Origin of the sequence: Wolbachia endosymbiont of Rhagoletis cingulata (assembly GCF_048537655.1) — a bacterium.
GTDB classification, from domain to species: Bacteria; Pseudomonadota; Alphaproteobacteria; order Rickettsiales; family Anaplasmataceae; genus Wolbachia; species Wolbachia pipientis.
The window spans coordinates 430,113-457,089 of record NZ_CP175927.1 but is presented as its reverse complement, the minus strand read 5'-3'; the positions used below and the strand labels follow the sequence as shown (position 1 = coordinate 457,089).

The 26,977-nt window shown below is 34.5% G+C and carries 16 protein-coding genes and 3 pseudogenes; 3 read left to right on the top strand and 16 right to left on the bottom strand.

Annotated features, from left to right (window positions below; genetic code table 11):
- Nucleotides 1-14: 14 nt before the first annotated feature.
- From ACJZL3_RS02170 to ACJZL3_RS02145, 6 genes and pseudogenes are all read right to left on the bottom strand, one after another.
- Nucleotides 15-3,137, bottom strand: coding sequence for an AsmA-like C-terminal domain-containing protein (locus ACJZL3_RS02170; protein WP_010962501.1), 3,123 nt, complete (start codon nucleotides 3,135-3,137; stop codon nucleotides 15-17).
- Nucleotides 3,130-3,567, bottom strand: coding sequence for a ribonuclease HI (gene rnhA / locus ACJZL3_RS02165; RefSeq protein WP_010082655.1), 438 nt, complete (start codon nucleotides 3,565-3,567; stop codon nucleotides 3,130-3,132). Before rnhA ends, ACJZL3_RS02170 begins: the two co-directional genes overlap by 8 nt.
- A gap of 175 nt (nucleotides 3,568-3,742) precedes the next feature.
- Nucleotides 3,743-4,630 carry a heme o synthase gene (locus ACJZL3_RS02160; RefSeq protein ID WP_155968887.1) on the bottom strand — a complete coding sequence of 296 codons (888 nt, stop codon included), beginning with the start codon at nucleotides 4,628-4,630 and terminating at the stop codon, nucleotides 3,743-3,745.
- 1 nt (nucleotide 4,631) lies between these two features.
- Nucleotides 4,632-6,182, bottom strand: a complete 1,551-nt coding sequence (gene ctaD / locus ACJZL3_RS02155; RefSeq protein WP_419198886.1) for a cytochrome c oxidase subunit I — start codon at nucleotides 6,180-6,182, stop codon at nucleotides 4,632-4,634.
- A gap of 15 nt (nucleotides 6,183-6,197) precedes the next feature.
- The gene (coxB, locus tag ACJZL3_RS02150) at nucleotides 6,198-6,962 is read right to left on the bottom strand and encodes a cytochrome c oxidase subunit II (RefSeq protein WP_010962498.1); all 765 of its coding nucleotides are present in this window, start codon (nucleotides 6,960-6,962) and stop codon (nucleotides 6,198-6,200) included.
- A gap of 654 nt (nucleotides 6,963-7,616) precedes the next feature.
- A pseudogene (locus ACJZL3_RS02145) lies at nucleotides 7,617-8,710 on the bottom strand (IS3 family transposase).
- Nucleotides 8,711-9,290: 580 nt separating this feature from the next.
- Here ACJZL3_RS02145 and ACJZL3_RS02140 point away from each other — a divergent pair.
- Nucleotides 9,291-10,202, top strand: a complete 912-nt coding sequence (locus tag ACJZL3_RS02140) for an Rpn family recombination-promoting nuclease/putative transposase (RefSeq protein ID WP_015589128.1) — start codon at nucleotides 9,291-9,293, stop codon at nucleotides 10,200-10,202.
- Here ACJZL3_RS02140 and ACJZL3_RS02135 read toward each other — a convergent pair.
- From ACJZL3_RS02135 to ACJZL3_RS02120, 4 genes and pseudogenes are all read right to left on the bottom strand, one after another.
- Complete coding sequence (locus ACJZL3_RS02135) at nucleotides 10,191-10,853, bottom strand: hypothetical protein (protein ID WP_220468173.1); 663 nt, start codon at nucleotides 10,851-10,853, stop codon at nucleotides 10,191-10,193. The genes ACJZL3_RS02140 and ACJZL3_RS02135 overlap by 12 nt on opposite strands.
- A gap of 104 nt (nucleotides 10,854-10,957) precedes the next feature.
- Nucleotides 10,958-12,043, bottom strand: coding sequence for an ankyrin repeat domain-containing protein (locus tag ACJZL3_RS02130; RefSeq protein ID WP_264329545.1), 1,086 nt, complete (start codon nucleotides 12,041-12,043; stop codon nucleotides 10,958-10,960).
- Nucleotides 12,044-12,448: 405 nt separating this feature from the next.
- Nucleotides 12,449-12,668, bottom strand: a pseudogene (locus tag ACJZL3_RS02125) (transposase); the annotation flags it as partial.
- 183 nt (nucleotides 12,669-12,851) lie between these two features.
- Nucleotides 12,852-15,455: an ankyrin repeat domain-containing protein gene (locus ACJZL3_RS02120; protein ID WP_208571662.1), complete on the bottom strand. Its 2,604-nt coding sequence runs from the start codon at nucleotides 15,453-15,455 to the stop codon at nucleotides 12,852-12,854.
- Between the two features lie 1,160 nt (nucleotides 15,456-16,615).
- Between ACJZL3_RS02120 and ACJZL3_RS02115 the strand changes: the two genes are divergently transcribed.
- On the top strand, nucleotides 16,616-17,941 hold the full coding sequence (locus tag ACJZL3_RS02115; RefSeq protein WP_419198885.1) for a hypothetical protein: 1,326 nt from the start codon (nucleotides 16,616-16,618) through the stop codon (nucleotides 17,939-17,941).
- Between the two features lie 444 nt (nucleotides 17,942-18,385).
- On the opposite strand, the gene ACJZL3_RS02110 is transcribed toward ACJZL3_RS02115, so the two are convergent.
- From ACJZL3_RS02110 to ACJZL3_RS02090, 5 genes and pseudogenes are all read right to left on the bottom strand, one after another.
- Entirely contained in the window at nucleotides 18,386-19,891 is a 1,506-nt protein-coding gene (locus ACJZL3_RS02110) for a recombinase family protein (protein WP_419198884.1), read from the bottom strand.
- A gap of 126 nt (nucleotides 19,892-20,017) precedes the next feature.
- Nucleotides 20,018-21,811, bottom strand: a complete 1,794-nt coding sequence (locus ACJZL3_RS02105; protein WP_253309139.1) for a reverse transcriptase/maturase family protein — start codon at nucleotides 21,809-21,811, stop codon at nucleotides 20,018-20,020.
- Between the two features lie 553 nt (nucleotides 21,812-22,364).
- Nucleotides 22,365-23,615, bottom strand: coding sequence for a group II intron reverse transcriptase/maturase (gene ltrA, locus ACJZL3_RS02100; protein WP_419198617.1), 1,251 nt, complete (start codon nucleotides 23,613-23,615; stop codon nucleotides 22,365-22,367).
- 43 nt (nucleotides 23,616-23,658) lie between these two features.
- Nucleotides 23,659-23,781: a hypothetical protein gene (locus ACJZL3_RS02095; protein WP_419198591.1), complete on the bottom strand. Its 123-nt coding sequence runs from the start codon at nucleotides 23,779-23,781 to the stop codon at nucleotides 23,659-23,661.
- 353 nt (nucleotides 23,782-24,134) lie between these two features.
- Nucleotides 24,135-24,641: pseudogene (locus ACJZL3_RS02090) on the bottom strand (helix-turn-helix domain-containing protein); the annotation flags it as partial.
- A gap of 120 nt (nucleotides 24,642-24,761) precedes the next feature.
- Between ACJZL3_RS02090 and ACJZL3_RS02085 the strand changes: the two are divergent.
- The gene (locus ACJZL3_RS02085; RefSeq protein ID WP_419198883.1) at nucleotides 24,762-25,691 is read left to right on the top strand and encodes an Rpn family recombination-promoting nuclease/putative transposase; all 930 of its coding nucleotides are present in this window, start codon (nucleotides 24,762-24,764) and stop codon (nucleotides 25,689-25,691) included.
- Nucleotides 25,692-26,031: 340 nt separating this feature from the next.
- Here the strand turns inward: ACJZL3_RS02085 and ACJZL3_RS02080 are convergent, their stop codons facing one another.
- On the bottom strand, nucleotides 26,032-26,970 hold the full coding sequence (locus ACJZL3_RS02080; protein ID WP_419198882.1) for an ankyrin repeat domain-containing protein: 939 nt from the start codon (nucleotides 26,968-26,970) through the stop codon (nucleotides 26,032-26,034).
- Nucleotides 26,971-26,977: the final 7 nt, after the last annotated feature.

Here is a 26,977-nt window from a genome sequence, read left to right as displayed (position 1 = left end):
AACTTCCCTTTTGGTCATATCGAACCAAATTTCTTTTTCACACCACCTTTTAAGCCACTTTCGTTAGTTTTTGTCATAATGCGATCAAACACTCCCAATAACCTCTTTAATAGGTTTGGAGTTAGCGAAGAGATAAGATCAACAGATACGTTATTGTTTTTGTCATCACCACTTGCTTTATAGTCTATTGAAACGATTCCCCTACTTTTCCCACCAGTAAGAAGTTTTCCAATTATAGGAATTTTTAACAAAGATTTATTAATTAAATATGCTGGTATTACTTGTCCTGCAACCTGGAATTTATAATTTCTAATATCGAGCTTACCACCAGTGCTAATACCTAACTCCGCCCCTTCAAGCCAAGATTCTTCAATTTCAATAGTGCCATCTTTGTATGAAAAAGGTGCATTACATTTGTAAAAGTATACACCTTCATTTTTTATGGCATTTACAATGCCAGGCAATGAAGACATCGACAATAAAGTAGTAAGTAGTGGAGCATCTTTGATGTAGAAATTGCTAATGGATAACGTACCATAATGTTCTCCACTTTCTCTCTGAGGAGAGAGATAAAAAGACAATTTGCCGTTTTTAATTGATTTACTAATGCCTAAGGAACGCAAAAGCATACCTGAATTATCCGCATATATTTCGAGCCCTATTCCACTGTATTCTGCTAGTATGTTGCTGCTATCTTCCAGAAACTGCCCTGTAAATTGACTTCCATTGCAATTACCTTTAGTACAGGTTACATTCAGCTTAGCATTTTTGATAACGATGCCTTCTTTCATAATTACATTGTCAACATTCATACTAATCTCTATATCTTTATTTAATCCATTACTGTTTTTGCCAAGCAAGCCTAAAATATCACTTAAGTTAATTTCCTCACCATAAATAGTTATGGCATTTTTCTCCTTACCTGATTCAATTTCTATACTAAAATCATTATCAGGCAATTTAAAGCTACTAGAATTTAAATATAAATTTCCATTTTCTACTCTTCCGCTGAATTTTATATCTAGGTCATTTCCTACAATGTCTAATTTATCTACTAACAATTCACCTGCTCCTTTTAACCTTGTAGAAAACAAAATTTTATTGTGATCTTCAAAGCGATTTTTCCACCCTAAGTAGCTTGAATGTGATTCAAATTCTGATAAATCTATATCACCATTAACATACCCCGTCTTATCTTGATTTATCACTGACTCTAAATTTGCACTGACATAGCCACTATCAAAATTAAATATTTGAGCGGGTAAATCTCCGGTCAAATTCCAGGCGAAACTTTCATTCCTATTGCTACTTTTCAGGTCAAATAATAGCTGTGTGTTATTCACCATACCACTACCATTTAAATCTATAAAGTCACTGCCAAAACTAAGCTTAATATCATATTTACCAAGACTTGCATTATAGACGGCCAAATTGTCAATTTCAGAATGAAAATTTGCTGAGAAGTCTACTTTTTTGTCATCAGCATTTAGATTAAAAATGCGAAAATTAAATACGGATTTTGCCATTCCACTTACTTTATCCCTTTCAACCTTCACCACATCATCCAGCTTAAATCTTATAGGCTCATATAAACCATACGCATCACTTACAGCTTTGCCATTAATGGTTAGAACTGAATCTTCCTTATTTAGAGATTTCATTTCAATATCACCACCATTAACAGTGAAATTCTGAAACTTAGCGCTATTTACAGTAATTTCAAGATCGTTATTCTTGATGATCAAATCACCCTTTAATTCCTTTACTTGCTCAAAATCTTCATCAAATTTTACGCTACCGTTTTCTATATCAGCAACAATTACAATGTCTGACAGATCGTCATCAACCAAATTGTTAATTTTGCCATTGAAACTTACAATGGTATTTAAAACATCCCCATCAATATTATCACAATACCAGCTTTTAAATTTACTATTTACTACACTATCTGGTATATAAGTACATAAATCCTTTGCAGCAAACTTACTAATATTAATTCTAAGCAAAGCATGACTTGTACTAAAGTTCATTTTGCCTATCAAAGAGAGATACGTGTCATTTAACTTAAAATGGAAGTTTTTTACACTAATAATTCCATCACTATATGTTAAATTTATATTTACATTAGTTAAGGCCAAATTTTTGTTCAAATAATTTTCTGTATTCAATACGTATATATTTCCATCTACAATTTCATCCTTTTTATTAATTTTCACTGAGAAGCTTCCTTTGAATCCTATATTTTTGTCCAAATTGTAGCTTTTAACTAATGTAGAAAACTTGCTCAATAGTCCCAATTTTAGATCATAAAATGTCCCGTACACATTTAGCAAATTGTTGCGATTTTTTATCGTAATTGATAAATCATCCAAAAATCCCTTTCCATCTTTTGTATTCACATGAATATCTAAAACATTAAAATCTTCCCCCTTCCCTATATATAATTTATCAATAAAAAATTCATCTTCTGTGCTTTTATCAATAGCGATGTTAGTAAATTCAATTTTTGAATCCGCATTTAAGTCAAAAAAAAATTCCCTTATTGTTTTTAATAGATTTTTTGCACTACTTTCTGTCATCTTGAAATTCTTCCCTGTCATCCCAGTATCTTTTTTTCCTGTCATCCCAGCACTCGTCCTTGTCATCCAAGTAGCTTGACTACTTGTTTCTTTTTTTCTAGATTCCAGCGTCACGCGCTGGAATGACACCGAAGGAAGGCGGTTACTACTTAAATAATGATTATCCAAAAGGTCTAATGAGTTTTGCGGATTAACATTAGTTTCTTCTCTCTTGATACATACATGCACATTATCAGCTGAAACCTGAGAGAGATTTGTGCTAGCTTTAAATAAGGAACTTAACTTAAAATGTACAAAAAGCTCAGGAACTTTTATAGTAAAATTAGGGTTTGCTATTGCCAAATCCGTAATGACTAAATACGGATCTTTGCCATCTTTCTGCCAAACAACTGAGGTATTCTCCATATTAACGCTTGAGCCAACAAATATTTTTGATATTTTATGTTTAACATAAAAATCAATATAATTAATATTGATTTCTAAAGGCTTAAAAAAAATAAAGAAGCACAATATGAATAATAAAGCTACGGAAAATAATATAGTAATTTTTTTAAGCATCGATTATTGCTTTTCTTGCTAAACTATCAGCCTCCTCATTATACTTATCGCCACTGTGTGCTTTAACCCACTTCCAATCAATTTCGTGTTGTGAAGCAACGTTGTCTAGCTCTTTCCACAATTCCATATTTTTTACTGATTTTTTATTACTTGTTTTCCAGCCATTCATTTTCCACTTATTTATCCATTCTGTTATGCCATGCTTAACATAAAGACTATCCGTATATAAATTAATATTACAAGAAAATTTCAATACTTTCAGCCCATTGATCACCGCTGTTAACTCCATTTTATTGTTTGTGGTATTTTCTTCTCTACCATAAATGTCTTTTCTGTAATCTTGAAATAATATGATAGCTGCCCATCCTCCCGCTCCAGGATTACCAGAACACGCCCCATCCGTATATATTATCACTTCTTTTTTACTCATCTTTGTTTATATCGGTTAACAAAGTATATAGTTGCTTTTATGAAAGCACAATTTCTAAAGGTAGTTTAAGCTGCACCTTTAAATTTTATTATAGAAACAAAAAAAAGTGTGACAACGAGCATTACCAAAAGGAAAAGTAAAAAATAGTTTTTATGCTTCTGCCGTTCTTTCATAACTAAAATAAATCAATAGAACAAAAAATAATACTGGCGAATAGGGAAAATAGATAAGAAATTGAATAAGAAAACATTTTTTTCTGTGAGCTGTGATTCTTGAACTTCATAACAGATACAGCGTACCAAATAAAAACGCAACCTTCAAAGGTTGCCATGCTTAGATAAAGTAAAGCCTTTTTCAAAAATAGAGCCGGAAGCAAGCTAGTTAGCACCAGCAAAACACTATAAATTAATATATATTTTCTTGTTTTTTCCGGACCATAAACAATATTGAACATTGGAATCGATGCCTTTGCATAGTCTTCAGACTTATTTAAAGATAGGGCCCAAAAGTGTGGTGGAGTCCACATAAAAATTACTAAAAATAAAATGAAACTTTCCCAACTGACAGAATTAGTCACAGCTGCCCAGCCAATCATTGGAGGGAAAGCACCTGCTGCACCACCGATAACGATATTCTGCGGAGTACGCCTTTTTAGCCAAATTGTATATATGAAAACGTAAAATAATATGCTAACAGCAAGCAAAGCAGCAGAAATATAGTTTACTGCTATTGCCATGATAAATACTGACAATATTCCAAGAGTTATACCAAATTCAAGCGCACTTTCTGCAGAAACTCTACCTGAGGGTATAGGGCGGTTTTTTGTCCTTTCCATGAGCAGATCTATGTCTCTGTCATACCACATATTTATAGCACCTGCAGATCCTGAGCCAAGAGCAACACATATAAGAGATATTAGTGCTAGAAAAGGGTGCATACTACCTGGTGCAGTAACCATACCAGCAACTGCAGTAAATACCACAAGATACATTATCCTTGGCTTCAGCAAACGCCAAAAATCCAGTATTGTTGATTCAACATTTAGCAAAACACTTGTGTACATTCTATTTTACCACTGGTGGCTTTTCGAAAGTATGAAAAGGCGGTGGTGAAGATACCGTCCATTCCAAGGTGTCACCTTCCCAAGGATTATCTCCAGCTTTCTTGCCCCATTTAAAAAGATGTATAACTATAAACACAAAAAACATAACTGAAACAAAGGACATATACGAACCAATTGAGGATATATAATTCCAAGGGATAAACGCATCAGGATAATCAGGTATACGCCTTGGCATACCAGCTAATCCTAAGAAATGTTGAGGTAAAAAAGTGATATTGGTGCTAATAAAAGTAAGCCAAAAGTGGATTTGACCTAAGCGCTCATTATATTGTTTACTCGACATTTTACCAATCCAATAATAAAAGCCAGCAAAAGCTCCAAATAATGCAGCAAGTGACATGACATAATGGAAGTGAGCAACAACATAATAGGTGTCGTGCAGGAGCTTATCTATTCCACCATGAGAAAGAATTATTCCCGTTATGCCACCGCCAACAAACATGAAAATAAAACCTAGTGCAAATAGCATAGGGGTCTTAAACTCAATTGCTCCACCCCACATAGTTGCAATCCAGCTAAAGACTTTTACACCAGTTATAACACCGATAAAAATTGTGGTAGTGCTAAAAAATGCAGCAGCGTCAGCACTAAGCCCAACAGTGAACATATGGTGAGCCCAAACCATAAAGCCAAATACTGCTATACCTATCATTGCATAAACCATCCCTATGTAACCAAATACAGGTCTGTGAGAAAAAGTTGATACAACCTGACTTATGATGCCAAATGCAGGAAAAATAATTACGTAAACTTCTGGATGACCAAAAAACCAAAATAGATGTTGAAATAACACAGGATCGCCGCCACCGGCAGGATCAAAAAAGGAAGTACCAATATTGCGATCAGTAAGAAGCATAGTTATAGCACCGGCAAGCACTGGTAAGGCAACAATCAACATAAATGCTGTTAGCAAGACAGACCAAACAAACAGTGGCATCTTAGTTAATGACATTCCTTTTGTGCGCATGTTAAATATAGTAACTATAAAGTTGATCGCCCCAACAATTGACGACATACCAGCAACATGAAGTGCAAGTATAGCAATGTCAACTCCTGCACTTGGATGGGACATTACCTGTGATAGAGGTGGATATAAAGTCCAACCTGTACCTGGACCTTCACCAATAAACACTGAGAGAATGAGCAAAATAAAAGATGACACTAATAACCAAAAACTTAAATTATTCATACGAGGAAATGCCATATCTGGTGCGCCAATCATGAGAGGTACAAACCAGTTACCAAATCCTCCCATGAGGGCTGGCATTATCATAAAAAACACCATTATCAACGCATGCCCTGTAACCATTACGTTATATAATTGATAGTTATTGTTAAGTATATTAATGTGCATTAGCTGAGTGCGAATAATCACCGATAATAATCCACCAATAATTCCAGCTAATATGGAAAAAATAATGTACAGTGTCCCTATATCTTTATGATTGGTGGAAAACAACCAACGCTTTATGCCCTTTGGCACGTCACTCATATCTATACTCCAAATTTAACTCACTAATTTTCTATTTTCAATCCACTTATTAAAATCTTCTTTGCTTACTGCTTCAACAACAATTGGCATAAATCCATGGCCTTGACCACACAATTCGTAGCACTGCCCATAATAAACACCAGGCTTTTTGATATTAAACCACGCCTCATTCAGCCTACCTGGTATCGCATCAATTTTTACACCGAAAGCCGGTACTCCCCAACTGTGTATCACATCTCCTGCTGTAACTTGTAAACGAACGTTAGTATTAACGGGTAAAATGATGTTGTTATCAACAGAGAATAGCTTTAAATCTCCTTCGATAAAGTCTTCTTTTCCCTTAATATAACTATCAAATGACACACCTTGATATTCTGGATATTGGTAACTCCAATACCATTGATGGCCAATAACTTTCAGTGTTATATCAGCTTTCGGTATTTCTTCCTGTAGCTTCAGTAATTTAGCGTTTTCAAAGGCTAATATTCCAACAATGATAGTTGGTATAACAAACCAAATAATTTCTAAAGGAACACTATGGGTAGTTTTACTTATGTTTGTTACTTTGCTTTTACGAAAGCGAAACGCTATATAAGCAAGCAGCGCCCACACAAAAAGCATTATTGTAACCATCACAAGCATCACAAACGAATGTGACCTAACTACAGCCTCCATTACTTCAGTTGCAGGAGCAGGAAATCCAAATTGCCAGGAAGTAGGAGCAGAGGCAACAGATATATTTGAGTAAAATATTATCAATAGTGCAAATAACTTCACCATATCTTTTGTTTGTTTGCTATAAAACTAAGTGATATACTGTATAATAGTATATATAAACTTACTATGCAAATAGAGATTAGTGATGGTTAATAATTTTTTAGCATTCAACAAGTATAATAGTACAATACTAATTGAGGAAAAAAGCATTTACATAAATCTATTGTAAGTAAAAATATTATAATATTTTAAATCAAGTATTTACTTTAAGTAAATTCTATAATAAGTTTAATAGTGTCTGTTACTGCTAATAACCCTCTAGCCTCACACCTAAAAGCAGTAACAGACACTATTAAACTTTATGACAAGTTTATAATCTGTAAGATCAAAGTCTTACAAGTTTCTTTATTTCATTATACAACGAAATCTTTAGAGAAGCCAAATGGGCAAAGTTTCATGAAGGTCTTTGGCATCTCTTAGCATAGATCCCTTACTTAACCATCATACCGCGATTCATTCGCAGTATCTCAAAGCATAGATCCCGCTAACACGTAGCGGGATGACGATTGTCGTTTAGCCATAAACATTAAGAAATTTACCAAATAAAAAAAAAGGCAAAAGAAGCCCCGTGGTGGTTGGCTATTTACTATGTACTAAAATATCGGCGTTTTTTTTGACCTTATCCAGAAAAAGTGGAGAGAAAGTTTGGAATGTTTTTCACAAAGAGAATGATGAATCAAAATGCTCAGGAATGCAATAGTTAATAGTGACGTTGTTTGTTATAAAAAATTTCTATGTATTCAAATATTGCAGTTCTAGTTTGTTGAGCAGAGTGTTGTGAAGTATCAATAAGTATTTCTCTTTTCAATGAGCTAAAGAAGCTTTCCACAACAGAATTGTCGTAACAACAACCTTTATGACTCATCTATGTTTTTTATGGATAAGAGATATTGATAACCTTGCAAAGTATATTGTGAACCTTGATCACTATGTAATAGTAGATTTTTGGCAGGTTTACGCTTGTTAACGGCCATTAATAAAGAGTCCATAACCAATTGTTTATTTATTGAACTGCTCATTAACTACCATGCGTGAATATAGATCGATTATTGTTGCCAAATATAGCCATCCTTCTTTGGTTTTTATATAAGTAATCCCATACTTTATTTGGTTGATCAACAATAAAGTTTTGATCTAGTATATTGGGAGCTACAGCTCTATTATCTGTTTGTTGTTTTTTAATTTTAAACTTTCTTTTCAGTATAGCCCTGATGTCATTTTTCTGCATAATACTTTGCACCGTTTTCAAATTGCAACTTTTACCCAAAGCCTTCAATTCAGCATGAATTTTAGGAGCTCCATATCTACATTTAGAAGCTTGATATATTTTTTGAATATCTGCTAATAACTCTTTATTTGCTGATTCTCTACTGCTTATTTTTCTTGTGGTCCACTTATAGTAGCCACTAGCAGAAAATCCTACATAATTCCTGTACTTTATAGCAGTTACTATATAAAAAAATATTTTACTCTTTTTGACTGGCCAGGGCTTTTTTTAAAATGTCTCTTTCTCTTGTTACTTTTGCTAACTCTTTCTGTAAATCAAATCTCTCTTTGTCATAAGGTGCTACATCTGGAAATGCATTTGCCGCTGACTTTTTTTCGTTATATTTCTTCATCCATTTTCCTAATACACTATCCCTTATTCCTAGATCTCTTGCTACTTTTGCAACTGGTTGACCTACCTTTCTTTGTTCATTTGCCAGCTTAACAGCTTCCAATTTGAATTCTGCTGTATATTCTCTTGCCATTTCTAATCCTCCAAAATTTTATTTTACCCGAAAAAACTCCTTTCTTTCTCTCCACTTTTTCTGGGTAAGGTCAATTCGGAACTCTATTTCTTTTTTACGATCTTTACTTTTATTCTTATTGTTCATATAATATACCCTTCACTAATAATAAATTATTTTTAAATGTTTACTGTTATTTTCTTAGCAGTATTGGCATAAAGCCATAGCTTTTGGGTGAAGTCAAATCAAATTTTCAATTTTTTTTTGTTTATTTTTTTATGAAAAGGTAGAAGATATTAATAGCTGCTAATTTCTTTAAACGATGTTGTCGTAGATTCGTATTTTTATACACCAAAAAGGGTATCTTTGATGTCTCCTACAGCTCCAAACTCATAGCATCCATTTGCCGGCCTTTTAAGGCGCTTTATAGAAGGGTTAATAAAAGATGTACAAAAGGACGTCTAAGGTGCGTAGTAGCATTCTAAAGCCATCTATGGGAGACATTTTTTTCATCAACGCATTCAAAACTTAAAAAAATAAAAAACTTGAACATTTCTTCAGAATTATGTATAATTATTAATGCTTTTTAAGGTTCTTTCTTATGACTTTTTCTAAGTTTCTTGATCCCAAAAATGATGTATCGTTTAAGCGTATCTTCGGTACTGAAAAAAATAGAGATATCCTTATTCACTTCCTCAATGATATTCTTGGCTTTACTGGTAAAAATGAAATAAAGGATATAGAGTTTTTAAGTACTATTCAAGACCCCGATATCGCCGCTAAAAAGCAAAGTATTGTTGATGTTCTCTGTAGAGATTCTACAGGTGCTCAATACATTTGCGAAATGCAGGTCGCTAAAACTAAAGGCTTTGAAAAACGTGCCCAATACTATGCTGCTAAAGCTTACTCAAGGCAAGCTGATAAAGGTGACCAGTATCATAACCTTAAGGAAATTATCTTCATTGCTATAGCAGATTGTGTACTGTTTCCTAATAAATCTGAGTACAAATCAAAGCATACTATTCGAGATGAAGACACTAATGAGCATGATCTAAAAGATTTCTATTTTATATTTATTGAGTTGCCAAAATTTCCAAAGAATAAGGAAGATCAGTTGGAAAATATAGTTGAAAAATGGGTTTATTTTTTTCGATATGCAGATGAGACTAGTGAAGAAGAGCTGGAAAAAATAATAGGTAGTGATGTAATAATTAAAAAGGCCTATGAAGAGCTAAATAGATTCAACTGGTCAGAAAAAGAATTTATTGCCTATGAACAGGAAATAAAACGTATTCTTGATGAACAGGCTGTCCTCGCTCAAAAACTTGATGATGCTACTGAAAAAGGTAGAGAAGAAGGTAAAGAAGAAGGCATCCAAATCGGACATGAAAAAGGCAGAAAAGCAGAGAAAATCGAAGTGGCAAAGAACTCACTTAAGGCCGGTGTCTCTATTGATGTTATCGCTCAAATTACCGGCCTTTCGATAGATGAAATTCAAAAATTAAGGAATTAATACTTTACCTTGACCTCTAGCTTGAGTTAAATGACATTGAACAGAAGTATTATTTAGATAACTTTTAGGCTCCAAGCTTATTTGTTGTTCTTTTACGTCACTCACTTCTAATCTGCTTAACATTTGTTGCATTAATTGATTTATTACTGGGTCTATTCTTCTATTAAATTCAGCCATAAACTTATCAAACTTTTTCGGACTTAATCTACCGGGATCTCCGGGTTCTCTACCAGGCAATGCTTCCTCTGCGTATGATTTTAAAATCCCTGAAATTTCATTAAATTCACCACTCCTAATTTTTTCATTAATCTTCTCAAATAATTTCTCAAAATTAATATCTAAGCGGTGCATTTTTATACCACCTTTCGATTCAGCTTGCTTCTCTAATACTTCCTTGAACGACTTTATAATATCCGATGTGTAAAAAAGAGCCTTTACAGGATTAACATCAGAAAACTTAGGAAGAGGACACTTTTTATCTAGAAAAGCTTGTAACAAGAAAAACATCAAGCTAGCATTATTACTCGCACAAACTTCACGACTAAATTGGCTAGTATATTGGATATTTGGGTTTCTTACTGTATCAGAATGATTGGAGCTACTTCCTGCTGTACCAGAACGGCTAGAGCTATTTTCTGAAAATGAAGGCAACGCAGCCCTTAAAGGGGAAGAGATAAACTGAAAAACACCTTTAACAGCATCTATCCATGAAGACGGCTTACTTGCTCCGCTTGTAGCTCCTATTTTGTTATAGCCTATTTCGTCACTTTGCGATGAATTGTCTGATGCATTATCATAAGATAGATCACACTTAGCTTCTTTTGTAATACTATATTGTACATCACGCTTCTTGCGAGTAGATCCACAATCCTCAATTTTCCATTGACATGGACTATCTTTGCCCCTGGCCTCCAAGTAAATACTCTCCTTCTATCCCTATCATGGCTAAGATAATCACTAGCAGGATATAAATACTCATTAAAATAAGTGCTTTTTATATATATGTTGTTACCTTCAGGTTCAAATTTCCATTGACATGAACTATCTTTGCCCCCTGGCCTCCAAGTAAATACTCTCCTTCTATCCCTATCATGGCTAAGACCATTACCAGCAGGATATAAATACTCATTAAAATAAGTGCTTTTTATATATATGTTGTTACCTTCAGGTTCAAATTTCCATTGACATGAACTATCTTTGCCCCCTGGCCTCCAAGTAAATACTCTCCTTCTATCCCTATCATGGCTAAGATAATCACTAGCAGGATATAAATACTCATTACTATAGTAAACACTTTTAATACATACCTCCGATGAAAATACTGCATTCTTTACTGACTCTGGTAATTCTCCTTTTATCCTTTCAAGCTCAGATTTTTTTTCCGAATGAACATTATGGTAATTACTCATCTCCATAATTCTTTTTACATAACGGGCTAACCTAAACTCCGCATTTTCTACACCTTTAACTTCAATACTAGCTCCAATATTGAGAAGATTTGTAACTTCACTAACATTCCCACTTTCTACAGCAGCAAATAAAAGTCTATCATACTCACTTTGCTTTGGTCCTAAAAAGTTTACTACTTCTGACTGACGAGAGGTATTTGCTACATCTAAAGGTTTTCCACCATCCTTATTTTTAGCTCCAATGTTAGCCCCCTTATCTATAAGAAATCTAATTATCTCTAAATGACCTCCTTCAGCAGCCCTATGCAAAGATGTGTAACCATCACTATCTCTAGCTTCAATATTAGCCCCTTTCTCAAGAAGTTCTCTAACGTCACTAAGGCGTCCTGCTCCTGCAGCACTAACTAATAAATCATCATTGTTTAAAGTCATTTGTCCCTCCACATTTATAAAAACTTACCTAACTTAACTAAGCAATCACACTATAACAAGCCACTCTTACCCTGAGCTTTTTTCTTTCCTCAAGCAACACAGAAAGGACCATCTTCCCTCAAACAAGAATTCTGGAATGCCCTCACATAACATAGCCCGCTCACAAAAGTAAAATTACCTTAGCCATCACACACTTACATACCATAAAAAATTAGTAATCTAATGTATTTCAGGAATAGTACTCCACTTTTAAAACTTGTCAACCCCTAATTTAAAATTTTTTTGAAATAATTTTTGATGAAAATTTTTAATGAATTACTATTAATTTAATATTAAATATTACTAAGAACCTAAATAATACAACCACTTTCAGCAATAAAAACCAGCTAGCATGAGAAGATTTTTTTGGAAATCGATTGGTCTTGCAAATATGCTTAAAATCTTCGTTTCAAGCCCTGGATGTAAATTTATTTGCCTTTTTTTGACTATTTGGGGTTCCTTCTCTATCTCTTGGTGTTAAAAGTTCAAATGAATCTGCACTTGTACGTAAAGCCTTTGCATTTCTCCCATTTTTTCTATTATTTTCTTCACTTTCAGCCAATAAGTGGTTTTCTATTTCACCTTTTTATATCAATTTATTACTTTCTTTTTGATTTGACACACTTTTTTGAACATCTCTATTGTGGAACAAACTTTCTCTTGGTTCTCCAATTTAGACACATGAGCAAAGATTGTGAGCTTTCTCCTCTTACTTCAAAAACCAATATCTTCTTTAATATGATTACTTCTATGTACTTACTAAATTAGGCTACTTAAATTCCTTAGGCAGGTTATAAACGGATACCTTTGCTGAGCTTTCAAAGCTCTTTATAGAGGTAGGTGATTCTAATGTTCCAGGTACGTCATCATAATCAGATAGTTGCGTAGAAATTGAATTCGTCCTAATACCCTGAGATGTACCTTCTTGAAAATGAAGTAATTTATTTTCCAACTTATCTCTTGCTTCTCTAAAACTGTCCAATTTTTTTTGCAAGCTAACACTTTCTTCTTTATACTTTGAAAGTGTTAAATCGATAAAATGATTACACAACACTATTAGACCTGTAGCACTAGAAAATAACAACAAGAGAGGATGAATGGTAACACCTGGCATATCTCCACTTCTTGCATCATGAAAATTTTTATACATATTAAGACAAGAGCCAAAAGCTGCAGAGCATACAAAAGCAAGTTTTGTTCTGCACAGGAAATACTCGACTTGCGCTAATTTTTCATTGCAATGTGCTAATTCTTTACGCAAATCATTAATTTTATCACTATAATACCTAATAAACAATTGTTTTGTTTCTTCATTATTAACATATTTCCATGCTCTGTAAGATCTTCCATCTATGAGCTCAACGTTTACATGCTCTGATTTTAGAAGCGCACTAATTGCGTTACTACTTCTAGAACGCACAGCTTCATGTAGAGGTGTGTAATCGCTTTTAACATCTTTCCTTCTGTTAATATTTTCATAAGTTAAATACTTGAAAAGAGCCGAAATACATTCTGGGTCATTACCTTCAATAGCCAGAGTAATTGCATCTTTTCCGTCTTTATCCTTAGAATTAATAACTTTAGAAAGCGGCTTTTCATTTTCTTGCTTATCTTCAAAATACTTGCACTTATACACCTTATTCGAACGATATGGCTCCTTAAGAATACACAAAAGTTCTTTTACAAGATCAACCTGATTTTCTTTAATAACCACATGCAAAAGTGTGTTTTGATTTTCCTCATCTTGTAACAGTAAAACATCATACAAATAAGCATTTTCATGTAGATAACTAATCTCTTTATTGAAACGTGTTTTATCTATACCTTCTCTTCCTCCTTTACAGATACTGAAGAGTCGTAAACTACCTTCCAAAGCATTGTGATCAATTGCAGAGGCACGTTGCCTTCTGTATAAAATTGGCGCTCCTTCTACGCAAACACTTCCGAAGTAACGAGCAATAGGGGAATGGATACATGCACTTAAAAAATTAGTAAGAGGGTTACAAGTGTTCACACCATTCCTACCTTCAAGCAGTCTAACTACATCTAATTTATTATACGAATCAGCATAGTATAAAGGATCCCGATCATAACAGTCCTTAGCATCAATTATAGCATCACATTCAAGAAGAAGTTTAGCTACATCTAAATGACCTTCCCTAGCAGCATAATGTAAAGGTGTTCTAGCTTTTTCATCCATGGCCTCAACTTTAGCACCTTGGCTTATAAGAAAGCTAACCATACCCTCTCTATTGTAGTAAGCAGCATAGTGTAGAGGAGCTATACCCAAACGGTCTTTAGCATTAATTATAGAATCATGGTCAAGAAGAAGTTTAGCTGCATCTAAATGACCTTCCCCAGCAGCATAATGTAAAGGTGTTTTATCTTCTTCATCCATGGCCTCAACTTTAGCATCTCGGCTTATAAGAAAGCTAACCACATCCTCTCTATTGTAGCAAGCAGCATAGTGTAGAGGAGTCATACCAAAACGGTCTTCAGCATCAATTATAGCACCACGGTCAAGAAGAAGTTCAGCTACATCTAAATGACCTTTCCCAGCAGCATAATGTAAAGGTGTTTTAGCTTCTTTATCCACGGCCTCAATTTTGGCATCTTGTTTTATAAGAAAGCTAACCATATTTTTTCTATTGTGGTAAGCAGCATAGTGTAGAGGAGCCATACCAAAACAGTCTTCAGCATCAATCATAGTACCACGGCCAAGAAGAAGTTCAGCTACATCTGAATGACCTTCCCTAGCAGCATAATGTAAAGGTGTTTTTCTACTATCATCTTGAACGTTAACCTTAGCATTTCTACTGAGAAGAAGTTTAAGGACATACAAATTACCCTTACAAGAAGCTACACACAAAGGCGTTTGATTGTTTATACCTTTAGCCTCAATATTAGCACCTCCATCAAGAAAATCACTAACCTTTCTAATATCTTTTCTTTCTATAGCAGAAAATAAATATTTATCTAGCTTTGCTCTCAAAAAGTTTGCTACTTCTGTGTTACCAAGCTCATTTACTATGCGTAAAGGTGTCTTAACATTATTATCCTTAGCTAAAATGCTGGCACCTTGATCAACAAGAAATCTAACCATATCGTATTGACCTGCACTAACAGCATAGTGTAGAGGTGTCCAATTTTGGTCACATCTAATGTCAATATCAGCACCAATACTAAGAAGAAGTTGAGCTACATTTACACTATTTTTACAGGCAGCCCAGGACAGCAAAGGCAACTTATCTAAAAGTTCACGATTAACATTATATTTATCAATATGTTGATCAATATATTCCTCCAACCGTTTAAAGTCGTCATTTTCTATAGCATGCGTAAAATCCGTTGTAAGGCTCGTTTGATCTTTCATAAACTATATAAAAAAAACTATTTTCCTACTCAGTACAATACTCCATTTTTAAAACTTATCAACCCCTATTTAGAAATTTTTTATGGAATAATTTTTGATGAAAGTCTTTAATATATTGCTACTAATTTAGCAATATATACTGTTAAAAACCTAAACAATATAACCATTTCCAGCACCCAAAACCAGCAAGCGTGAGAACAATTTTTCTTGGAATCGGTTGGTCTACCATGTGTACCATACGAACTTTTTTATATGGTGATTCTACCATACGCTAAAATCAGCTATATTAGCCTACTTCATCCATATCTACATACGAACTGTTTTGCCTAAGCTTATGGAAATAATTTAAATCTTCTATTTTTATAACCTTATTTTTACGCAACTTGTTCTCAAAAATATACGATCTTTTTTGAAGGAGTAAATAATTCAATTCTTTATAACACTAGCTAGCATGGTATCTTCACTAAAATATTTTTTGAAAAAGTTAGTTGACTTATAAATAATTCTCTATTAATATTGGCATGTGTTTATTCATTTTGCTGAAGTTGCTCCTTACAAGTTTGTTGTAAAAAAACTTCAGCAGTTTCCGTACTCCTTTAAAGCATAATCCATCATGCTCTTATAGTAGTGATATCAAATATAGGTCTTAACCATGTTAATTTATAGTAAAATTAGCTCAAATTTGGAGTCATAAGCAACTTTTAACCTATCTACATACTCCATTGTTACTCACCATAAAAACTTAACAAAAATATAAGTAGTAAAAAGATTATGGTTATTGATTTAATGTTATATATTGCATATAATGTATTATTTATGTTTAGAGGGGTAAGTATGGGTGAGTCTACTGGAATGATAAAATCTATCATCATCTTTAATAGGCAACCATTTGCTTGTAATGTGTTGGCTTTTGTACTCTACTTTATCTCTTAGTGAAACTTTAAGTTCCATATCCTGCACACAAAGAAATCCATATTTATACCAACATTCGTTATGGGGAACACAAATGATAAATTTATTTAACTTCGCAATTATAGGCAAAAACAGCTCTTTTTCATGTGTTTCATAACTAACGGAAATTTGTATTAGAAAAATTATGCTTGCATCAGCCTTTATTCATGCTAGTTATTGTACATAATGTATTTATAGATTGAGGGAATATGGTGTTAGAATATATTTTAGATACTAAGCAAGTTTATAAAAAAAAGCCATTTGGTCAGTTAGCTGATGAAGAACAGCATACAGAACGTTTTGGTCAGTACACCATTGAAGGTAATGCATCATCGTTAAGTCAAGAACAAAGTGATGATGACTGGCATGAGTCCGTTATTGAAGACAAAAATACTGTTGTTGAAAGTTCTTTTATTCCAGAAAACTCAATTTTGATGAATTTAGCAAATCTGTTAACTGAGAGCGAAAAAGTTTCGATTGATGAATTTCATGAAAAGATGGAAAGTATAATGAAACGGTTTCATGAAAATAGATACGAAAATTCTGCAAAGGTAACTCTAGAAAAGATGGAACGTTTAATAGATGAATATTTGAAAAGAAAAATAAAGCTAAATTTACGCTGTGATCAATATGAATGCACTGTGTCAAATTTTGTATTCAAAAAAATAATTGATATTGCTAATGCCAGTAGTGTTATGCGTATAACGCCTACTACTAGATCACGGTATAAAAATGATAGAGAAGAGGCAATAGATGAGTGGGAAGAAGCTTTAGAACCTTTATTCAATATTGTCAATAAGCTACTATCAGCAGGTGCAAAAATAGAGTCTGATTTTTACAATGATAGAATGATAGATGAAATTATGTGGGGAAGTGATGAGCCTATTTTTACAGAGTGTAAAAAAATTAAGGACAAACTGAAAAGTATCGCATATGAAGGTTTAATAAATAAGAATGAACAAGTTCAAGATGATGATCTGAAAGTAGAAGTAGATAACAATCTTGTTTTTTTCAGATGGCCACAAAATAGTATCGTTGAAGTTACAAAGGTTATGAATAGTAAGGTGAATGAAAATTTCAGTATAGAAAGTAGCATCTTACAGATCGGGGAAAGTATAATAAGAGTTGAAAGCATAGGAAGAAAAAGAAATTATACAGATGTCTTAGGAGGTGGCATTGAAATGTCCTTTATCACTGAAGTAGGCAAGATTAGTATTCATCTATGTCCTAGTGATGAAGGTAGTAATATAATAAAAGTAAATCTTGATGAAGAGAACCAGGAGAAGTTTGACAAATTAAAAGATCAATCAAGTTTAGGGGAAAGCTGCCTTTTAGGAGGGAAAAGTGTTCTACAAGCTATAAAAGATAAAGGTTTTGAAAGAAACGGTCAAATACTTATAGAGTTAGCTGAAACTATTAAACAATCAGATTTTGTAGTGAAAGAATCAGGTATTCCATCTACTCTTATGAGGCCAATCAATAGTTTAGACCAACTGCAAAAGATGGGGGCTTCGAAAGAAATAGCAGTGTGTTAATAAAGTCAACTAAAATTATTAAACAAAAGAAAGATCTTGGAGGGTAAAAAAATTGATGTATCTTCAAAGCAAGATTTTTTGAGGTATAAACCATACGCTCAAGGTGAGGAGAAATAGTAGGGGAATAAGTGTTGAGTTAATAATTTAGAGGTTCTTCTAAAGAAATTATTTTCCTTTCTTGGTATTTATTCTTTTATAGATATAGCCTTTTGTGTTTGATTCAAAAAAGACTGACTGCTCCACACTTTCTACTTTCTCGAATTTTGTGTTTGATTGAATTGACTTTTATGATATCTACAGAATTTCCTTTATCAAACCAACTACATGATTCAACGGAAGAAGGGCTATCAGAAACATTAGGCTGTTACGCAATAATTTTGAAACTCTGAGGTCGTTTCACATGTAAGTTAAGATTATCACTATTTTCATTATATAATTAAGCTTTTAACACTGATTTTCCTCAATTTCTAGCACATCTATCTCCTGTTGCTTTTGTAAATTAAGACCATAAAATTTCTCTAATTGCTCACTCCACAATATCGGTATTTCCCTCAAGTCAGATAACTTCAAACCTCTTGGCTGCCTCCCATTTACTATTTCTTCTTTAATTTTTGGTGCTAAATAATTTAACCTTAAAATTTGCTGTATACGTCTTGTACCTATATTAATTTTGGCACTCAGCTCTTTTATATTTGCGTATTTTCCTTCCTCTAGTTGCCGTTTCCATAGGTGAGCTCTCACCACTGCTTTTAGCAATGCATTATTTGTTTTTCCTTCTGGCTCGATTACTGTGCATTTGTTTCCTTTCTTCTTTATTGATATAAATTTTTCCTCTGATTCAGAACTTACTTCTATTTCATCTTCTTTTACCATTACTCCCTTTATTAACTTTTTCACTACTTCTTTCTGTCTTCTAAAACTTAAATTTTTCCATTTTTCTTCGGTCTTTTCTTTCCAATCTTCATATAGCTGCTCCGCTTTCTTCATTACTTCTTTTTCTACTTCTCCAGCAACTATTGTTCGATTTATTGATTCACAATTCTTCCCCCTTAAGTGATTATTACATATGTAGTATCGATACCTTTTATTCTCTTTTTTTGAGTACGTTAGCGTCATGTTTACATCACAGCTTTTGCACTTAATTATTCCCCTAAGTAGCGCTTCCTCATATTTTGCTTTTCTATATGGTTGATTCTTTATCAATTCTTGTGCTTTTTGCCATTTTTCTTCTTCTATTATTGCTTCATGCTTTCCTTCATACTCTTTCTCATAATGCCTGATTTTTCCCATATATATTGGATTTGTTATTATTCTTCTCACCGTCGCTTTTTTAAAGATATCTGCTTTCGTTCTGTAACCTTGACTATTCAATTCCCTTGCCAGTTCTGCCATTGACTTCAGCTCCAAATATCTTTCAAATATATGCTTTACTGTTTTTGCTTCTTTCTCATTTATTATTAATTCTTTATCTTTTACATCATACCCTAGCGGCAAAGTTCCTCCCATCCATAACCCTTGCTCTTTTGATGTTGCTATTTTATTTTTTACCCTTTCTACGATCATCTCCCTTTCTAATTGTGCTGCTCCTGATAATACCGTTTGTACAAATTTTCCCATTGGCGTATTATTGTCAAATATTTGTGTTACTGCTACAAAATTTACTCGGTGCCTTCTAAAAAATGACGTCACTTCTATGCTATCTTTTGTTTCCCTTGATAGTCTGTCTAGTGTGTACACTACTACACAATCTACTTCTCCTCCTTTAACATCTTCAAATAATTCCTTTATCGCTGGTCTTTCTAAATTTTTCCCTGAATATCCGCCATCATCGTACCTTTTGGCCAATGCTACCCAGCCTTCTCTGCTCTTTATGTACTTTTCACATGCTACTCGCTGGGCATCAAGACTGTTAAACTTTTGTTGGAGAGTAGACCGGCGGAACTTCCCCACCAGTCTCTCGCAGAACTGTGCATGAAGTAGAGTGGGCAGCCAGCGAGTTACTTGTTAAGTACTTTTCCAACAACCCCTCTCCGAACCACGCATGATCGTTTCCGTATCACGTGGCTCTCCAATAATCTAACGTTTTAAGGAGTCACCATCATATTTTCCATATTGGATTTTCTTATGGCATTCATGACAAACAACAAGAGTCTTCCTCTGTCGTTCAATCATTCTCTTTTTCCATTTCGGTAGCTCAGTATTACGTTTACCTAGCAAATCAGCAAGTTTACGTACGTGATGTACTTCAATCTGCTCTTGTGATTTACATAATTCACAAGTTTGTGCCAATAGTCTTTGCTCTATTTCACTACGCTTATTCCATATTGGTATAAGGTTATCACTTATACTTACCCATTTATTCCATTTTAGTGACACAGCACCAAAGTGTGTAATTAATGGTATCTTTGATGGTAAACGATCTACTCTGACTTGGATGACTTTTCGTTTTTCACCTTCGTCGTTTTCAATCATTGCACCAAATTTTCTATAAATTTTCCTGCAAGTTGTTTTGTATTTAGATGCTAAAGTCTTTACTAATGATACTTCCATCACATACTTCAAATAACTTAGTGTGTGAAGGTTGTAGGCCATTTTGTAATATTGTACAATTCCTCGATATTCAGTTTGATACTGAGCAACAATACTGTAAGCTGTATCAAGTGTACGTTGAGGTAAATGTATAGGCTTTCCACAACGCATATATTCAGAACACTTTTTCTGCTTTATATGATGTGGTACACGTAACCCAATACTACCGTTAATACATCGTTGTGTCCGATGATCATGTTTATCATCTGCATGCAAGACGTGTATTTTATAACCTAAAAAATTGGCTTTGCTATCACACGCGTGTGTAATAAGCGTTTTATCTTCATTAAGCATAAGTTTGAGCTCCTCATTGAGGAATTTAGCAATCTCATTTTTAATTTGTTCAGCTTCATTTTTTGGTCCTGCAAACCCTACCAGAATATCATCAGCATACCTAACATACCAAAGACGTCGATAATTTAGATCACAAGAATCCTTAGATGGCATACCCTGCACTAATTGACGCAGTTGTTTTGCTTGATCCCAGTTCCCTTGTTTTCTCATCATCGATACTTGCATGGTTAACCTTAAATATTTTGGATTTGTCTTTCTTCGCTTACCTCGGTTATTTGCTGGTATTAGTATATGTTCCACATGTTTATCTAACCGATCGAGTAATATGTTACTCAAAATTGGACCAATAATAGAACCTTGTGGTACCCCACTATGACTCTTATTGTACTTCCAATTTTCCATATATCCTGCTTTTAGCAGTCGATTGATTAGCTGAATAAAACGGTTATCTTGGAAGCTTTCACTCAGTATTTTCAACAACATAGTATGATCAATTGAGTCATAACATGCACTGAGATCTCCCTCTATAAACCATTTTGTACCTCTGCCTTTTTGCATTACTGCTCTTAATGCAGTGTGGCATCCACGCTTTGGTCGAAATCCATGTGAACATTCACTAAATTTAGGCTCATAGTAGGCTTCCAATATTAATCGGATTACTTCTTGAAGTAACTTATTTGACCATGTTGGCAATCCTAACGGCCTGCGTTTACCACTCTTCTTTAAAATATAGATACGTTTTACTGGTGTCCACCGATATCGCTCATAGCGTAAATCCTCTATGATTTTATCGATTTTCTCCAAAGACATACCATCAACTGTTTCAGTTGTCACACCTTCTGTCATAGCACCTTTATTACGACAAAGTTTGCCATACGCTCGAAGGTAAAGATCACGCTGATAAAGTAGGCGATATACGTTTTTAACCGGCAAATTTCTTTGTCCACGTTCACGTATAATGTTAAGTATTGTTTCAGCTTTCCGCATCTTGCGTACCTCCCAATTTCAACATTCAATTATCTGTCACCCTTTGCCCTGTATGTGGCTTTCCCACGCTCCCCGGTGATTCGTTACTTTCACGACTACTACGATGACTCCGTAACCATAGAACTCGCGTTCCTTAGGTCATCCCATGTTCCGTCACTAAGAACTGTTCTAGATCAACTTAGGTTTTCCATTCATCCTCTTAAATAAGTTCACTACTTATCGTTCTACAGCCAGAATGTCACACAAACGAAAGTTTAATCTGTGCTTACCGTAGACATGGGGTTTTAAATGCGATACCCATGGATGTGAAGTCCCACCCCTGAAGATTAGAATTCAAGCAGTTTAGCTTTAACCATATTGATCAGGTGTTGCAAGCCGTTATCTTACACATCTTCAGATAACTCTCGCTTTACATACATGCTCTTGTCCTCCTTCCCTTTCGGGTTAAAGTTAGTTGTTCACCTCGAGGCCATTTATTCTGAACCCCGCTTAGCTCTGCTAAGTATTTCTTAATGCGTACCACGGCGCACCCTCGCGACTCACACAGCTCCCATTATTCAGTCTTTTGACCTAAAGCTAGTGTCCAGTGGTAAAAAGTATTTGTCCCTTCTTTCCTCATTTTTCCTAGAAGTTGCCTCGCTAGTCTTCCATGATTTCGAAGCTTCTTATACTTTCTTCTGACCCACTTTTCTAGGTGCTGCTCTATGTTTCTCAGAGGTTTATATATCTCTTTCCTGTAAAACCTGCCATAGTACTGATACCAGCCTCTGACTATTGGATTTACTGTCTTTGATATTTCCTCTAATGTTTTGTGTGTATTTCGTAGTATTTTCCAGGACCTTATGGTTGTAGTAATATTTTTCTTGGCCTTGTTGCTAATTGCGGGAAGAAATGAAACAAAATGCTTTCCTATTTTATTTCTTGCTAACCTGGGTCTAAATGTGTAACCCAGAAAATCAAAACTTTGTTTAGGAAATTCATTTTTCCTATTGTCATCCTTGCAGTACACAATTTGTGTCTTTGCAGGATGTAATTTTAGCTTATACTCAGCCAGTCTTTCTTCAATTGCTACCCTCATAAATTCCGCCTGTCTACTACTCTTGCAGTGCACTATCGCATCATCTACATACCTCTCAAATGGTATTGTTGGGCACTTTCGTCTCATCCACTCATCAAATACATGATGCATAAATATGTTTGAGATCAGCGGGCTTATTGAACCTCCTTGCGGAACTCCTTTATCCCTAACTACCTTACTTCCATCTGCTTGCTGAATTGGCGCTTTCATCCATCTTTCAACATACAGTATGACCCATTTGCAGTCTGTGTGCCTTTTGATAGCTCGCAATGCCAACTCGTGGTCCAAATTGTCGAAAAATCCTGCTATATCAAGATCTATCGTCCAATCGTACCACCAGCATCTTTTCCTCGCAGTTCCTACCGCATCCAGTGCAGATTTGTTTGGTCTATAACCATATGAATCTTCATGAAACTTCGGGTCTACTAACGGTTCTAGATACATTGTAGCTGCTGTCTGCGCTATCCTGTCCGATACTGAAGGGACACATAAAATTCTTTGTCCCCCTTCTGTACCTTTTGGTATTGCTACAGCTTTTACAGGCTCTGGAAAATAACTTCCAGATGACATTCGATTCCATAGCTTGTACAGATTATCTTTTAGATTTTCTTCAAACTTTGTTATCGTAACCTCATCTACACCAGCAGCACCCTTATTTTTCGATACTTGTTTATAAGCTCTCCAAATAACTTGCTTCGGTATATCAAAAGACTTTGTTTTACTCATTAACTCCTCCCTTTCGGTTGATAAATAATTAAAACTGAACAACTCAGCCCCTTCGCTCCATTTCCATTACAGAAATTTCTTCACTACTACGAGCTGATCCGCCCCTGTTCTTCGCATCGGTACTCTCATCCTTGAAGTTTAGCTTCTTGGATTTCTCCCTTATCATCGAAATGACAGGTTCCCGCAGTTCTACACAATAGCCCAAAATGGATCCGCGCCACCTATATGCCGGACGCCATCTATCCAGTAAACAAGTTTCCGATAGATTTATCCCAGGTTAGGCTAGAACACCTGGTTTTGACATCTTCTATGAAGTTTCGACACTTCATCAGTGGTTCATTTGCATTCGCCTCTCCATTTTACACATGACGCATAATTGCGCCTTTTCCATAACGCTCACTACCATGGCTCTTTACCAAAGCAGCTTATGGCTGTTTGAAGCCTGCTCTTGTAAACCGGCTCCGAGGGACCTACCCTCATCTATTGTGCAGCTTCAACTGATCGCTTCTACGGCACACCTAGCCTCCATTCTTTTATCTTTTTTCCTATTTTGTAGTATATAGAACCAACTTTTCCTTCAATACATTCATCAGCAGAGAGGCCAATTGTTTTTACAACAATATCAACAGAAACTCCTGCTTTAACCAAACCCTTTGCAATTTTTACTTTCTCTGCTTTTTTACTACTTTTTTCACTAATTTGAACAAACTTGGTTAGTAAACAAAATATTTTACGTAACTCTTGATCATTAATCTTTTTATATTCTCTTATTAAATTTAGTTCTTCATTTCCAAGGTAGATCTTCTCATTTGATACAGGAATGAGATCCTTAATATTAATTGATAATACCTCCGCCATAGAGCATAACTTCTCAATCGAAATTTTTCGTATTCCTTTTTCGTATTGTAGCACTACTTGATACGTTACACCGATTTTCTTCGCTAAATCTTTTTGAGTATAACCTCGCTTTAACCTCCAGCTTTTTACATTTTGTGCTATTTTGTACCCTATTGAGATATTTGCCATAAATATTATACAGGTTAATACTACCAAATAAAGATATACAAAAACTTCTATGTTTTAATTTTAGTTGAATATTTCTTCAGAATTGTGTATAATTATTAATGTTTTTTATCTTATTTTCTCATGGCTCTTTCCAAGTTCCTTGATGCTCGCAATGATTATGCCTTCAAAAGAATATTTGGCACCGAGAAGAATAAAGATATCCTCATTCATTTCTTGAACGATATTTTAGGCTTTACTGGCTTAGCTGCTATTCGCGATGTTGAATTCTTAGCTACCATTTTGGACCCTGAGATTGCCGCTAAAAAGCAAAGTATTGTCGATGTTCTTTGTAAAGACTCTCAAGGTTCAAGATACATTATAGAGATGCAGTTCACTAAGACCAAGGGCTTCGAAAAGCGTGCTCAATATTATGCTGCCAAAGCCTACTCAAGTCAAGCTGATCAAGGTGATGATTATCATAACCTCAAAGAAATTATCTTTATTGCTGTTGCTGATTGTATTATTTTTCCAGATAAGACTGAGTACAAATCTAATCATGTCATTTTAGATCAAAATAGCTTTGAACATGACTTAAAGGATTTTTACTTCGTATTCATAGAACTACCAAAATTTACAAAGACCAAAGAAGACCAACTAGAAAGTATAGTAGAAAAATGGTGTTATTTTTTCCGATATGCATCAGAAACAAGCGAAGAGGACCTAGATAAAATAGTTGGTAGTGACGTAATAATAAAACGAGCTTATGAAGAGATGAATAAGTTTAATTGGTCAGAAGAAGAATTACTAGCATATGAGCAAATGAAAAAACGCATAATGGATGAGATTGCTGCTTTCGCTCAAAAATTTGATGAAGGTGTTAGGATTGGAGAAGAAAGAGGCATCCAAATCGGCCATGAAAAAGGTAGACAGGAAGGCAAGGCAGAGGGAGAAAAACAAGCTAAAATAGCTGTGGCAAAAAACCTACTTAAAGCTGGTGTCTCTACTGATATTATATTACAAACTACAGGTCTTTCTCATCCTGAAATTTCACAACTCAAAGAAAAAACATAATATTCCTACTTATTCACTTTAACATTTATGAAAACCTTTCCTAAGTTAACCATGCCCCGTAATTAAGAGTCTAATGAACTGTCTAAAACAGCTATAAAGATTGCACAAAGAATTATATAAATTACTATCATAACGTTACCCAAACTTCTATATCAAAGCTACGTGCTGTAAGCTCAATATGGAAAACACATCAACCATTTAGCATTTAATGTCTACTTCATCCATTTTAGTATTAAGACTATCAAACTTGCTACTGGTTGTTTCCCTAATTATTTTGGCTACCCTCACTTTAAATTTTCCACTACTTGGCATATTATAGCTCCACCTCTTATATTATAACCTACCTATTGAGATTACCTCCAAGCTTGGTTACTCCTATCTCAGAAAGACAAGTTGATACTTTATCCTTTGGTAGAACATTTGTACAAAAGCACTTCTTGCACTTTTCTAAAACATTATCTAACCCAACATTACCACTAAATTCAACTCCTCTTTCAAGACTTGCTATTATTTCTGGATACGCACCTTTAAGTTCAACACGTATTCTAGCTTGTTCTTTTGAGTCTAGGTTTCTTATTTTACCTTCTACAAATGAATCAAATTTCCTAAGAGCAAACTCAACTGCAACTTTTCTACTTGGTATAACTTCTATTCCTTTACTTATTAAATTTTGATAGCGTCTACTTGGAGTATTATCTAACACATCGGCAACACAATTCGCAAGAGCAATATTTTCATTATTTAGGAAATTATTCCAACCAACAGATGATGTACTTTTTGGTATGTTTTTATTATCACTTTTTACATTATTTTTATCTGCAATGTTGTATTGAGTAGGTAATCCAGGAATTATAGAAAAAGTGCTAGCTGCTAAGTTTTTTGCCCAAGAAATACAATTATTTATCCATGAAGATGGTCTTGTGCCACTACTTGCTGCTATCTCATGTTGATTACTTGAATCTATAGCAAGAGTTTTACGTGATAAGTGATTCTGATAACGATTGTGATCTCCATAGTGATGACGGCGTTTGCGTTGTAAAGGTTTTCCTCTTTCTTCCCTGAGCTTTTTTTCTAAATATTCCACAATATTATTGTGCCCCTTGTCTTTCGCAATATCTAGCGGTGTTTTACCGTAATCACCTCTAGCATCAAGATTAGCATGAGCATCGACAAGAATCTTCACTATATCAAGATTGTGAGCATTAACAGCATAATGTATAGGCGTACTATGATCCCTGTTTTGAGCGTTAAGGAGAGTAGACCAGTGGAACTTCCCCACCAGTCTC

Excerpts from the sequence above, each read along its gene's own strand:
- ACJZL3_RS02170 (WP_010962501.1), bottom strand. The coding sequence starts at position 3,137 with ATGCTTAAAAAAATTACTATATTATTTTCCGTAGCTTTATTATTCATA.
- ACJZL3_RS02095 (WP_419198591.1), bottom strand. The coding sequence starts at position 23,781 with ATGATAAGGGAGAAATCCAAGAAGCTAAACTTCAAGGATGAGAGTACC.
- ACJZL3_RS02115 (WP_419198885.1), top strand. The coding sequence starts at position 16,616 with ATGGTGTTAGAATATATTTTAGATACTAAGCAAGTTTATAAAAAAAAG.
- ACJZL3_RS02085 (WP_419198883.1), top strand. The coding sequence starts at position 24,762 with ATGGCTCTTTCCAAGTTCCTTGATGCTCGCAATGATTATGCCTTCAAA.
- ltrA (WP_419198617.1), bottom strand. The coding sequence starts at position 23,615 with ATGAGTAAAACAAAGTCTTTTGATATACCGAAGCAAGTTATTTGGAGA.
- coxB (WP_010962498.1), bottom strand. The coding sequence starts at position 6,962 with ATGGTGAAGTTATTTGCACTATTGATAATATTTTACTCAAATATATCT.
- ctaD (WP_419198886.1), bottom strand. The coding sequence starts at position 6,182 with ATGAGTGACGTGCCAAAGGGCATAAAGCGTTGGTTGTTTTCCACCAAT.
- ACJZL3_RS02120 (WP_208571662.1), bottom strand. The coding sequence starts at position 15,455 with ATGAAAGATCAAACGAGCCTTACAACGGATTTTACGCATGCTATAGAA.
- ACJZL3_RS02160 (WP_155968887.1), bottom strand. The coding sequence starts at position 4,630 with ATGTACACAAGTGTTTTGCTAAATGTTGAATCAACAATACTGGATTTT.
- ACJZL3_RS02130 (WP_264329545.1), bottom strand. The coding sequence starts at position 12,043 with ATGACTTTAAACAATGATGATTTATTAGTTAGTGCTGCAGGAGCAGGA.
- rnhA (WP_010082655.1), bottom strand. The coding sequence starts at position 3,567 with ATGAGTAAAAAAGAAGTGATAATATATACGGATGGGGCGTGTTCTGGT.
- ACJZL3_RS02105 (WP_253309139.1), bottom strand. The coding sequence starts at position 21,811 with ATGCGGAAAGCTGAAACAATACTTAACATTATACGTGAACGTGGACAA.
- ACJZL3_RS02140 (WP_015589128.1), top strand. The coding sequence starts at position 9,291 with ATGACTTTTTCTAAGTTTCTTGATCCCAAAAATGATGTATCGTTTAAG.